Origin of the sequence: Leptothoe sp. EHU-05/26/07-4, assembly GCF_043421015.1 — a bacterium.
GTDB classification, from domain to species: domain Bacteria; phylum Cyanobacteriota; class Cyanobacteriia; order Phormidesmidales; family Phormidesmidaceae; genus Leptothoe; species Leptothoe turfae.
This window is the reverse complement of sequence record NZ_JAXSQV010000003.1, coordinates 232,112-244,568: the sequence shown is the minus strand read 5'-3', so window position 1 is coordinate 244,568 and position 12,457 is coordinate 232,112. Positions and strand designations below refer to the sequence as shown.

Annotated in this window: 7 protein-coding genes; 1 reads left to right on the top strand and 6 read right to left on the bottom strand. The window is 44.9% G+C overall.

Translation table 11 applies throughout. The features are described from left to right. Positions 1-90: 90 nt before the first annotated feature. From U2F10_RS08830 to U2F10_RS08820, 3 genes are all read right to left on the bottom strand, one after another. On the bottom strand, positions 91-3,417 hold the full coding sequence (locus U2F10_RS08830; protein ID WP_499871777.1) for a response regulator: 3,327 nt from the start codon (positions 3,415-3,417) through the stop codon (positions 91-93). A 129-nt stretch (positions 3,418-3,546) separates the two neighbouring features. Then, a complete protein-coding gene (locus U2F10_RS08825) occupies positions 3,547-5,967 on the bottom strand; it encodes a methyl-accepting chemotaxis protein (RefSeq protein ID WP_499871775.1) in 2,421 nt (806 codons plus the stop codon). A gap of 58 nt (positions 5,968-6,025) precedes the next feature. After that, positions 6,026-6,583 (bottom strand): chemotaxis protein CheW, encoded by a 558-nt coding sequence (locus U2F10_RS08820; protein ID WP_499871773.1) that lies wholly within the window; start codon positions 6,581-6,583, stop codon positions 6,026-6,028. Positions 6,584-7,492: 909 nt separating this feature from the next. Here U2F10_RS08820 and U2F10_RS08815 point away from each other — a divergent pair. Next, positions 7,493-8,443: a taurine ABC transporter substrate-binding protein gene (locus tag U2F10_RS08815; protein ID WP_499871771.1), complete on the top strand. Its 951-nt coding sequence runs from the start codon at positions 7,493-7,495 to the stop codon at positions 8,441-8,443. A gap of 499 nt (positions 8,444-8,942) precedes the next feature. Here the strand turns inward: U2F10_RS08815 and U2F10_RS08810 are convergent, their stop codons facing one another. The 3 genes from U2F10_RS08810 to U2F10_RS08800 form a co-directional block, all read right to left on the bottom strand. Beyond that, on the bottom strand, positions 8,943-9,305 hold the full coding sequence (locus U2F10_RS08810; RefSeq protein WP_006513972.1) for a response regulator: 363 nt from the start codon (positions 9,303-9,305) through the stop codon (positions 8,943-8,945). A 75-nt stretch (positions 9,306-9,380) separates the two neighbouring features. Then, complete coding sequence (locus U2F10_RS08805; RefSeq protein ID WP_499058588.1) at positions 9,381-10,583, bottom strand: response regulator; 1,203 nt, start codon at positions 10,581-10,583, stop codon at positions 9,381-9,383. Positions 10,584-10,971: 388 nt separating this feature from the next. Continuing rightward, entirely contained in the window at positions 10,972-12,279 is a 1,308-nt protein-coding gene (locus tag U2F10_RS08800) for an MFS transporter (protein WP_499871770.1), read from the bottom strand. Positions 12,280-12,457 lie beyond the last annotated feature (178 nt).

The window sequence follows — 12,457 nt, the reverse complement described above, 5'->3', positions numbered from 1 at the left end:
GGGCACTTTGCACAATTTTGGATCATCGCTCTGTTTGATCGTGGACAACTGGGCGATGCCGGGGGATCATGACCGGGAATCGCCATACCGTTAAACTGTTTTCGCAATGAGCTTCTCTAAGGTCTGCAATAACACTTGCTCATTGTATGGCTTGGCAAAGTAGGCAGCAGCTCCCAGGTTCATTGCTAATTTGCGGTGCTTTTCACTACTGCGGGAGGTTAGCATCGAAATGGGTAACGACTTAAACTCAGGTCGATTTTTAATTTCATCCAGCACACCATAGCCATCAAGACGAGGCATCTCTACATCACAAAGAACAGCCTGTACGTTTAAGCCTTTAAGAAGTTTATCGACGGCTTCTTGCCCATCCCGTGCTTGTTCGACATAGTAACCTGCTTTCTCTAGGGTAAGTGTAAGATAACGACGCAAGTGTACAGAATCATCCACGACCAAGACTGTTGGTTGCGAGCCATGGTTTTGCTGGGGTAATGGGACGAGGTTAGAAACGTCCGATTCGGTTTCTAATGGTGTGTGGATCTTGTCAAAAGCAGTACTAGAAATGAGTAGCGGTAGATCAACCAGAGAGACAACTCGACCATCCCCCAAAACAGTTGCCCCGACAAAGCCAGGTGGCAAGGGAATGGGGCTTGTAATGGCTCGGGTCGCAACTTCCTGCTCCCCCCAGTAGCGCTGGATGACAATGGCACAATAACCGTTGTCATGGCTAACGATGAGAGCCATCGGGTGGTCAATGGTAGGTTTACCCTCAAAGGGAGTCAAGGAGGCCCTGCCATTGAACGTGAGGTGATCTTCGAGCTGGACTAAGGGGATCTGTTGCCCCTGCCAGATAAATTTGGGTCCTTGGTCAGAGTCAATCAGTTGGTCCCTATCCAGAGCCATCAGTTCTTCTATAGCATCCACAGGCACAGCAAATACCATGGATTCCTGTTCCAAAAGCATGATCCGAATTACAGAGAGGCTTAAGGGAATTTCAATGGTAAAGGTTGTTCCCTGGCCAAGCTGTGTATCTACCTGAATATCACCATTCAACTGTTGCAAATTGCTGCGAACCACGTCCATACCCACACCACGGCCCGACAGTTCAGTAACCTCAGCTGCGGTACTAAACCCTGCATCAAAAATAACGGAGAGTAGCTCCTGCTTACTCATTTTATTGATAACAGCCTCATCAATATTGTGTTGTCGCATGCGATCGCGAATTTTATCCAGGTTAATGCCGCGTCCATCATCACGAATAACCATTCGGGCACGGTTGCCAATTTGAGAAGCCCGAATGGTTATCAATCCCATTTCAGCTTTACCCGCCTTAATCCGTTCATGGTTTGGCTCAATCCCATGGTCAAAGGAGTTTCTCAGGATATGGGTAAGAGGGTCTGCCAACAGCTCTAAAGTAATCCGTTCAAAGAGAGTGGTTTCCCCTTCGATTTTGAGCTTGACTTTTTTATCGTATTGAACAGATAAATCACGAATCAGTCGAGGAAAGCGGCCTAGTATATCCGAGATCGGACGCATTTGAGTCCGAGTAATTCGATTTTGCAGTTTTTGGGTCGTACCATTAAGAGACTGGGTGGTCTGGTCCATTTCCCGCAGACCCAGACGGATGTCAGCAGTTACCTCCTGAAGCTTAACAACTGTTTCCATTTGCTCCTGGGCAAGCAAATGTAATTCAGAATATTGGTCCATCTCCAGGGCATCAAAATCTTGAGAGAGTGCCACACCTATGCCACTATCAGACGCTCTTGACTCCGCAAGGGCAACCGGTAGACTGATATTCATCGCCCCTGTTGGCAGAAGACTTTCCATAGAAGAACGGTCATACCATTGACGCAACCGGACGTTAAACGATTCCAATGCTTGCATCCGTTCTTGTAGTAGGGTGGCAAAATCATTTAACTGCTTTTGTCGCAGGTTGATCGCATTTCGCTCCAGAATCAAGGTACCAAAGAGATCGTTGATCTGTTGTAAATCTTCCGCAGCGATCCGAAACGTGCCGGTTCGCTTAGGTGCCGTCATCTGAGGGCGAACAATTTTTCGTTTTACCCTAGGGCGAGCCAACCTTTGGGTGGAATTGGATACTTGTGCCGGGATAGCCTCTGAGGTTGCTTCAGAGATAGCGTCTGGGGTAATTTCTGGGGCGACTAAATTAGTATCGGATGTTGCGGTAACCCTATCCTTATCAAAAGGGTCAACTAAGGTGGTTATGTCAAGTTGAGCAAATGCTGCCTGTAACTGGCTGAGATCCTTTGCATCCAGCTCAGGTAAATCCATTGCTGGTGGGTCCACAGTAGTCTCAATACCCAGGTTTTTAGGCCTTGGTGGATCCATTTCTGCAAGTAGTTCGGCTTCTGTAAGTATTTCGACAGCAGGCTCAGGAACCACAACAATGGAGCTGTCAATATTATCATTATCGATACTTGGTAATATTTCTAACGCTTCAGCGGCAGCAGCCATTTCCATCTGCAAGCTTGCTAGATCAGTATCACCCAAACTGATCGTCTCTTCTGCCATCGGGAGAGATATGTCAGGAACGGCATCTTCTATTTCGGACGGCGAGTCTGTGGGTAATATCGATTCCCATACGGCGGTGGGCTCTACTACAGTGGCACTCTCCAAGGTTGCATCAGGCGTCGTATCAGGAATAAATTTAAGTTGGGATGGCAGCTTATCCATACGCCCCAGTTGCACCAGGGACTGAGAACGTCTCCAGGCCGTCAATGCCTGCTTGCATAATGCTGGCATCTGCCCAAGGCTAGCGCTTTGGGCTTGATCATAAACTGACTGGCAAAGCTCTACAAAGGTATCGATTCCCCCCATCAGCCCCAGTTCAATTAATCGATTAGCCTGTTTACACAAAGCTTCCCGCAGTGGTTCTCCTGCATAGCCAGGCAAATTTGCCTCAAACGTATCCAGAGCTTCTTCTACACCCCCATTGAACACAAGAATGGCTACGTCTATATCGTCCTCGTCTGAGAGGAGGAGGCTTTCATCGGCCTCGCTTAGTTCACCCAAACGATCTCTTAACTGCTCAATAATAGGATCTACATGGATTGCAATCCATGCGTTATCAACACTCAAGCCTGAGGACAGTTGTGAGTTCACAGCCTTCAGGCTATCTACCCCTTGCAGTAAAAGGGTTTCCAAAGCAGTATCCACATCCACATTACGGGCTCTAATGATTTTGAGGAAATCTTCTAGTCGGTGGGCTACCTGGGCCATGGGTGCAAACCCCATCATGCCAGCTCCTCCCTTCAGGGAGTGGGCAGCGCGCATGGCCACATCAATCTGCTGAGCAGGGTTTTCTGCATCGGGCAGACCAAGCAAAACCTGTTCCATCTGCTCAAAATATTCTCCGGATTCCTCCAGAAATCTTTCTCGAACCTGCTGATCGGTAGCCATGGTGTGATTCAGGTATGGTGTTGAAGTCGAAACTGGACTGCGAATTTAATCGGAGCTTTAAGCTGGACCCATAGCAGCTCTCTCGTTTATTCGTTTGGTTGAATGGCCAATCGGTTTTAGCCGTATTTGTTAGTTTTCATCGTCAATCTTAAACTGTTCTACCGAGGCTTCCAGTTCTTGTGCAACTTCAGTGGCATCTTTCATGGCTTGGGCCATCTGCTGTGCCGATTCTGAACGTTTTTCAGATTCCTCAGCGACTTCTCTCACCAGTGCGTTAACAGCGGATGATGACTCTGTCTGATATTTGGTAGATGCTGAGATTTGTTGCATCAGTTCATTAATTTGTTCTGATTTGTTGAGTGCTTCAGTCAGACGCCGTTTGGTTGTTTCCACAAGGTTGGTACTATCAACCACCTGGGCAGTACCCGTTTCAATTGACTCGACAACTTCCTGGGTTTCTGTTTGAATTTCCGCAACAATCTGAGAAATTTCTTTGGTTGCAGATGATGATTGTTCTGCCAGCGATCCTACCTGTTCTGCAACCGCTGTGAAACCTTCACCCATTTCACCGGCTCGGGCCGCCTCAACACTGGCATTAACCGCCAATAAGTTGGTTTTCAAGGCAATTTCGTCAATCAAGCTCACTGTCTGGGAAATCTTCTGGGCTGATTCACCCAATCGTTTGATTTTCTTCGCTGTTTCACCAACCGTTGATCTCAGACCCACAATACTTGCTACTGTTTGATCCATAGAGGATGTACCGGCTTTCACCGTTGCGTAGGTATCTTGAGTAAGAACAGAAGCTTCACCTGCGTTGTTGGCTACTTCCTGAATTGATTGGCCAATGTCTTCTACCGCTTCCATCGTATCTTTCAAAGATTCTACCTCAGCTACTGCCTGAACTGACAGCTCTTGAATAGCGGCCTCATTTTCAGATAGAGAGCTGGTTACCTGCCCGGTAGACTTTTTTACCTGTTTTGTCGTGAGTCGTAAGTTCTCAATGATTGAGTTAAACAAGTCAGCTACAATACCGACATCACCCTCAGATAGCTGGGCACGGACTCGCAGGTCTCCGTCTGCGGCATCGCCAACGTCTTCCATCAATTGGGCGATTTCATTCTCTAGCTCCGCCCGTTGACGCTCTTGTTCCTGGGCTACAGCAGTTTGTTCTTGAAGCAAGGTCTGCAACTGATTGAGCAATGAATTAAAACCTGCCCCTAAAGTTTTGGTTTCCACTGTGCCCGCTAGAGGTGCTCGAATCTCTAGTTGGCCACCTGCGGCAGCGGCTGCCGTCGAGGTCAAAGATTTCAGGGGAGAGGCTAACTGTCTCGCTAAAACACTCAACACTACAGTCGCTACAAGAGCCAGAGTTAGCGTCGTCACACCAAATGTTCGAATTAAATCATTGCCTGCTGCATTGACCTCTGCCTCGTTAATAACCGCAAGTGCCACCCAATTTGTACCTGGCACAGTGGTAATACTGTAATAAATACCTTCTAGTTTAAAGAGTGAAGATAGATATAAGCCAACATTCTCTTGATCAACTTTTTCTAGCTCAATTTGTAGATCAGGTAACTCTACGGCTGCACGGATATCTTCAATAATGTCATCAACAGTATAGTCAGGAGTATTTAGGGCATTATCCAGTTCCTTAGCAATCACCTTAATGGACTCAGTTCCCAATAAAGACTCGGCCTCAACCTGAGTACCTTCTGAAGAGACAACCGCAACAGGAGTACCTGACCTTGCATCTAAGATTTCAATAACCTGGTTATCTTGCAAGATAGCCGACAATAGGGTTGTCAGCTCTATGTGGAGTGCCTCAACCGGGACTAAGGTTTTAATCACGCCTAAAAAATTATTATTGCTCGGCTCTAAAATGCTCCGAGACATTTCGATACCGTCAATACCAGCAGACTCATCGCTAACAACTGAACTGACGAAATATCCTTTCTGACTTGCAACCTGCCACCATTCTTCATCTCGTTGCACAAAGTCTGAGGTAACATTACTATAGGCCACATTAAAGCCATGGCGCTCAGTAAAGAAAATCTCGCCAAATCCCTCAACTAAAGCAACATCCCTAAGATATTGATTTAAAGAGCTATTTGGAGTCAGGAGCTTGGTACTGGAAAATGATGTTTCTAGAGCATCAATGGGTGTAGTATGCCAATTTTTACTCACAGCTTTATTGGCATCAGTCACTAAGGCCTGGCGAACCGATGGATTTAAACCAATCACTTCTGGAATTTTTAGCGTATCTACCACAAAGACATTGGCAGCTTCGGCAGCCAGCAATGATTCTAGTTTAAGATTTTCCAGTGCCTGTGTTTTGGCCTTTTGCTTCACCGTAAAAAATTCGACGGCTCCTGCTACGATCAGCGGGATCAGGGCCGTTGGCAACACATAGGTAAGAAGACGTTGGGTAAGTGTTTGTCCTTGGGTACCTTTCGATTGGGTTTGATCGCGGGATGCACCAGATAAACTATCTTTAGCCAGGGAGGATGTTTCAGTTAAAGATGGATTTTGATTTACAGAAGAAGAGACCATAATCATTCAAAATGATAAGCAATGAAAAATAAAGAAAACAGAAGCTTGCCAATAGCTCTTACGAACTACTTGCGTAAACGTATAAAGATTCCGCACTACAAACAGCATCAACATCTAGAAGAAAGAGCTTTTCATCTTGCTTCTGAAACTGTCCTTGCAAATATGGTGCAAGTCCTGGCATTATCTCCTCAAATGAGGGTATCAGTTCTTCCGGATTCATCCGTAATGTACCTTGAATCTGAGGAACATATAGGCCTAGAAATTGGCAATCAGATTCTTGACCATCATCTAACATAACCTCAACCACAATGATATCGTATTGCCGAGAACGAACATCTTTTTGGGGTACTTCTAACAATTTAGGGAGGTCAAGTGCCCATAATATTTTACCTTGATGGCTCATCAGACCTAGCACAGAAGCAGGCATATTTGGAATAGGTGAAACCTGATGAGCTGAAATCCTGAGAGTTTCTACCACCTGTACCAAAGGAATAACTACAGTTAAGGATAAACCAAGGTGAAATTTTAGATATAACTCTCCTGTTTGAGTTTGGGGTTCAAACACATCAGGCAGTAAAGCTTGGAGTCGTTCGATCGGTTTTTGCGTCGTTTGCATGGGTCAATAAGAAGTATCAAAAAGCATAAGACAGGATCTGACAACACCAGAACCAAGGAAATAGAATATAAGCCATACTACGAACCAATTAGCAACATGCCGCACCGCATCAAACTGCGTCAATAAGTTGTTCTACTGCGCAAGACTTGACGGCATAAGCTGCAACTCCTTCCTTCTTAGCCCAAGAGTGATCCATTTCGCGATCTTTGGCTGTGCAAGCAACACAGGAATATAAGATATTTTGACTCTGTTATTGCAATTCTTGAATAACATCCATCAGTAGCATAAGACGGCTTTGACTAGATGTGTGATAAACCCATACATACCTAACTTGTTTCAATCACCATAAAGTTTTTAATGCATTCTTATGATTGTGTAAGCAGTTGTGGAAGTACTTGTAGATTGCCCAACAGCCCCATATAAGTATCAAACCACCTATTTAGTGTCAAATACTTGTTTCGTTTGGCAGGCTATCTTGACCTGTATATGTGAGGTCAAATCTTCGAGAGTGTAGTGTCCTAGGGCATTGTATTATGCAATTCCTGAATCATTGCCATTATGTAAAGTTATCAATTTGCAAAAGTCTCATCCAGAAACCTTATGCTTTAGACGAGAATCATCAATCACAACTTTCCGGGGGAATCATATTGCCAACACTACACACCCGGGAAATTCCTAAGGGTTTCTATCTGACCTGCAATCGAATATTGCACCTCAATCCGTTTACAGTAAGGACATGTAACCTAAATGTTTTTTGAACAGCTTCGACAAACTGGTCTACCACGCAGAAAATTCAACACATTACTAGGCTTGACAGGATTAAGTCTGGTATTAACGATCTCTGCTTGCACACCCAAGACAACTGTTGAGAATAATACTGGGGCAAACAACAGCAACAGTGCAGGTAGTATGCCAGAAGAAATCAGAGTAGGTTATCAGGTGATTCCCAATGCTGAGCTATTGGCAAAATCCCAGGGTATGGTTGAAGAAAACCTCCCAGGGGTTGAGATAGAATGGGTTCAGTATAGTTCTGGTGGTGATGTCAACCAGGCGATGATGGCAGGAGAAATTGATTTAGGGTTGGCTGGCTCTGTCCCTGTTTCTACAGGCATTGCCAATAATTTGCCTTACCAGGTTTATTTCATTCATGACATTATTGGTGAGAACGAGGCTCTTGCCATCAGGCCTGACTCTGGGATTATCCGCCTTGCTGATATGAAAGGGAAAACTATTGCTGTGCCATTTGGCTCGACGACCCACTTTAGCCTTTTATCGGCCTTACGAGAAAATGGGATAGATGCTGCGGAAGTAAAAATTGTTGATATGACGCCGGACGAAACACTGGCAGCATGGCAGAAAGGGACCATTGATGGCAGTTTTATATGGCATCCAGTTCTGGGTAAGCTTCAAGAGGATAATGGTATTGTTATTACATCGGCCAAGCAATTAGCTGATGAGGGTATTATCACTGCTGATTTGGCTGTTGTTCACCAAGATTTTGTCAGCCAATATCCAGAGGCCGTTGAGAAATATGTCATGGCATTAGATGAAGCAGTTGACTTCTACCGTGCAGACCCAGAATCAGCTGCACAGGCTATCTCAGGCGAACTTGGATTAACACCTGAACAAAGTCTCGATGTAATGAACGAGTTAGTTTGGCTCAGCGCTGAAGAACAAGCGAGCATTAAATATTTAGGCACATCGGATGCACCTGGTGCTTTGGGTAAAGTCCTACTGGAATCAGCTGAGTTTATGGTCACTCAAGGCGCTATTGAACAAGCACCTGATCTAGCAAGCTATCATGCTGCAATCTACAATAATGCGGTAAATTCCGCTGGTGGAGCTGTAGCTGCCAAGTAAGGTTCCTCAAACGTATTTCACACTTGATAAGTAACTCCCGTAGGAAAAACGAAGTCTGATTCGTGCTGCGGGAGTTACTACTAGTTTTAATACAACATTGATGGGCTATTGATTAGGGGACTGCACAAAAATAAAGACCCGGGTTGGGGCTGTCGATGGGTGGATGAGTAATGGGATAATGGGGTGATTATTTAAGCGCCAGCGCCTTACGTTGGTCATCAGCTTTTTACACCAAACTTGTAACACACCTTAATACATAAATCCCCTAGCCAGAGCGCATGCCCTAGCTAGGGGATATTACTGCTTAAATTAAAAAGATGCAACAGTTTTTATGGGGGCAAAGCTCAAATACATGAAGGAATCAATCTGTTCTTAAACCCATTCTCCACATTACCCAGGACTCCCAATGTCATGACAAGCATATTGGGAATAAGTGCAATATGGAGATAGGTATCTAAGCGATCTGGCTTGCAGGGACGTCCTAATAAAGCCTTATATACTAGACGACCGAGCGAACTGCATCGACTAATTCTTGCTCAGTACAGGGCTTAACAACATAGGCGGCTACCCCCTGCTTTCTGGCCCAGTTCTGGTCCATTTTGCGATCTTTAGTTGTACAAGCCACGACGGGGATTGCTGCAGTGTCTGGTTGACGTTTAAGTTCACGGCACAATTCCAAACCTGTGATTTCAGGCATCACTAAATCTGTTACAACAATATCGGGTTTGTTGGCTTTGACCATGACAAGGGCCTCTGCACCACTTTCAGCGGTGGTAACGTTATAACCGGCTCGTGATAAGTAGTTAGACATTAAATCACGCTGAGCCTGCATATCGTCAACAACAAGTATATTTTTACCCATGGATTACTCCTTAGAACATCAAAAAATATAGGAAACGAAAGACTTAGAACACACACTTAGCCTGCCCAGAGCTTTCTATGCAGCAACAACAATTGAAAGATACTCTTCAACAATGGCGAGCAAATCTGCTTTTGAAAAAGGCTTGGTTAGGTAATCAGTGGCACCAGAGGATTCGGATTTGGCTTTATCTAAGACACTGGTATTACTGCTGACCATAATGATTGGCACCTTTTTGAAGACAGAGCTACGACGCAGGATCGTGCACAGACGATTACCGTTAATACCTGGCATGGAAACATCCATCAAAATTAAGTCTGGTTTCATGGAAAACAGAGTTGACATTGATTCCATCGGATTTTCAACGGTGGCTACATCAAAGCCTTCTGAACCTAAGTAACCTTGAATCGTTTCTAGCATGGCTGGGCTGTCATCAATGCAAACAATCTTGTGAACCTTTCTATGGGTTGGCAAGGAGGTTGGGGGTGAAATGGTTGGTTTCCCTACGGCCTGAACACTGTTCGGGGCTGGAATATTGGGAAGTTTGTCGTAAGGAGAAACCGGAGATTTTAAAATAAAGTACTGTTGTTGTATGTACGGATTTAGCAATTGGGCAAATTTCAGAGTATCTTGCCTCACAAATGACGCGAGTTGTTGAATATTATTGCCATTCATCAGCTGAGCCAGTGCTTGAAGGAGTGTCTGAGTCAATATACCATTGGGCACAGGCTGACTAAGCTTACTTCGGTCAGGGCAATAGGGCCGCTGGTAGGGTGAGGACACTATTTGACTCAACCTTTGCCAGATTTTGAGTTGTTCTTTCAACTGGTTAATGATGGTTGAGAAAGAAGCAACATCAGGGTGATATGACGTCTGGTCTAGCCATACATATGTTGCTTGTCTTAACCAAAACAAAGATTCTAGGGCGTCTTTAGACAGTTCCAGCTTAAGCATTTGGGTGGCATTACTGTCTAATACTCCCTCTTGATATAGCTGATTGCTGGCTTCATAGAGTAACCATACTTGGTTAGTGGATAGTTGAACGCTTCGAAAATCGGGCTGTAAATTGTCTAGCGTCTTTTCAGGCACCCGATACCCTAACTTATTTAGGCAGTATTTTATTGTCTCGAACGTCTGTATGGAATGGACGGCATATTGAAGGCGGCCTTCCTTGACAAAAACATTCCAGGTGATGCCATTGCTCTTAACCTGTAAGCAACCATTTTTTTTGGATTGGGCAATGTCAAGACACTGCTTAATACCGTTAAAACTATCGACCATGTACAGAACCTAACTAACTGATCTTTCACTCAAGTTCACAGCTTTTGTTTATGGAATACGAATAAGCTGTTTAACTACTTAACATCTACCTCTACACTCAAATCCTTGGAGGCTTTAAGTCTGGTCTTTACCAGTCTTGGGAAAAGGGAATGAAGAGGTAAATAATGGATGACTTTAAGATTCCCATTTCTTGTTTAAATACAACATTGGTTAATCCTTTTTAAAGCCAAGCAATAATCGTAATCTTGTTACTTCCAGCTCTACTCTAGAAGCAACAAGATTAATATTGCTGTTTAGGAAAAGTGATTAAATTGCGTGGATTTGTTGGGCATGCATGCAACAGATATTGTACTGGTTACAGCCAGTCAACATACTTTCTCTCTACTATTCAAAACCCATCAACAATAAGATCAGACTCCTCAACAGTTGTTAATTTCTGCTTCAATACCACCAAAATAAAACTGGCGACAAAACCTCCAGTAATCAAATATAGCCATAGATTAGTCCCCATCGTCTCAGGATGATCCAGTGCCCAGCCTCCTAGGGCAGGGCCAACCGTAAATCCAATGGACCAGCATTGAGATTCTAGGGAAAAGTAAATCCCTCGCAAATTTGAAGGTGCCATTTCACCGAGAAGAGAAACCCCTGCTGGTGAATAGAGGATTTCGGCCAGGGCGATGAGGCTAAAGGCACTGATGGCTATCAATAGTGGGTCGATTGCAATATTGCCGACAAGCCACAGCAAAAAGAAAGCAGCACTCCAAATGATGAGGGCGACTAACATAATGGAGACATGGTTGATGGTTTTGACTAAACGGGTGATGGGGAGCTGAAAAACAACTTTTAGGACAACGTGCCAGACGAAGAAGTAGCTGATCCACTGTTCTGAGAAGCCAATTTCTGTATTGCCACCAGGGATAAAGTTGGCGAGGTACAGAGGTAGGGTGCTGGTGTACTGGGCGGCATAGATAGTAAAGATGATATTGGCGCTGAGGAAGGTGAGGAGGTTGCGATCGCGAAATGCTTGCCACCAATCTTGCCATACGTTACGCACGTCACCGAGGGGCTGTCGTGTTTCTGCAATTGCCACATAGATCACCCCAGCAAATAGGGCGTAGGTTAAGCCTTTTAGGATAAACAGAATGCTATAGTTACCAGACATAGCCACATATTGTCCAGCGAGTAAAGCACCCAAAGCAAGGCCCAGATGATCCACTAGCCGCGTTAGGGCAAAGGCTTCTGTACGGTTTTCTGTTGTGGTCAGGTCTGTTGTGATGGATAAATTTGCAGGCCAGTATAAGCTGATTCCTAACCCCAACAGCAGATTGCCTAAAACTAACAGCACAAAGGTATTGGCAAAGGCAAGACAAAAACAAGCTAACGCCGTAATCATGGCTGATAGCATCAGCGTTCGACGACGACCCCAAAAATCAGAATCAATGGCATAACCGGACCAAAAACGTCCGACTATTCCAGCCAGACCGCTACTGCTTAAGGCTAACCCGACTTGAGTCGGAGAAAAGCCAAGTTCGTTGACAAAGTAAATCGAGGCATAGACCAGGGTAAATCCCTGGCCGATGTATAAAAGCAACTGCCCGGTCGCTAGAATCCATATTTCGCGTCTGAGTTGAGGTAGCCAGGCAAAGATGCCAGTGGCGGTGTCTTGCAGGTCGGTCTGAGCTTCGGTGTGCTCCATGGATGGTTATGTTCTACCTATCGCCCAGAAGTGGGGCTCTATTATTATTGTCTCTATCATTATTGTCCCAAGTGCAGCTGTAATGCCGCAAATTATCGTTGTGCTAGTAGGGCTGCAGCAACGCGATCGCGTAACGATAATTTGCTCAAAAGCTGTGCACTCGTTCTGCCATACCGTT

What these genes read in the sequence shown, in the direction of transcription:
- U2F10_RS08830 (WP_499871777.1), bottom strand. Translation starts at nt 3,417, where the DNA reads ATGGCTACCGATCAGCAGGTTCGAGAAAGATTTCTGGAGGAATCCGGA.
- U2F10_RS08825 (WP_499871775.1), bottom strand. Translation starts at nt 5,967, where the DNA reads ATGGTCTCTTCTTCTGTAAATCAAAATCCATCTTTAACTGAAACATCC.
- U2F10_RS08820 (WP_499871773.1), bottom strand. Translation starts at nt 6,583, where the DNA reads ATGCAAACGACGCAAAAACCGATCGAACGACTCCAAGCTTTACTGCCT.
- U2F10_RS08815 (WP_499871771.1), top strand. Translation starts at nt 7,493, where the DNA reads ATGCCAGAAGAAATCAGAGTAGGTTATCAGGTGATTCCCAATGCTGAG.
- U2F10_RS08810 (WP_006513972.1), bottom strand. Translation starts at nt 9,305, where the DNA reads ATGGGTAAAAATATACTTGTTGTTGACGATATGCAGGCTCAGCGTGAT.
- U2F10_RS08805 (WP_499058588.1), bottom strand. Translation starts at nt 10,583, where the DNA reads ATGGTCGATAGTTTTAACGGTATTAAGCAGTGTCTTGACATTGCCCAA.
- U2F10_RS08800 (WP_499871770.1), bottom strand. Translation starts at nt 12,279, where the DNA reads ATGGAGCACACCGAAGCTCAGACCGACCTGCAAGACACCGCCACTGGC.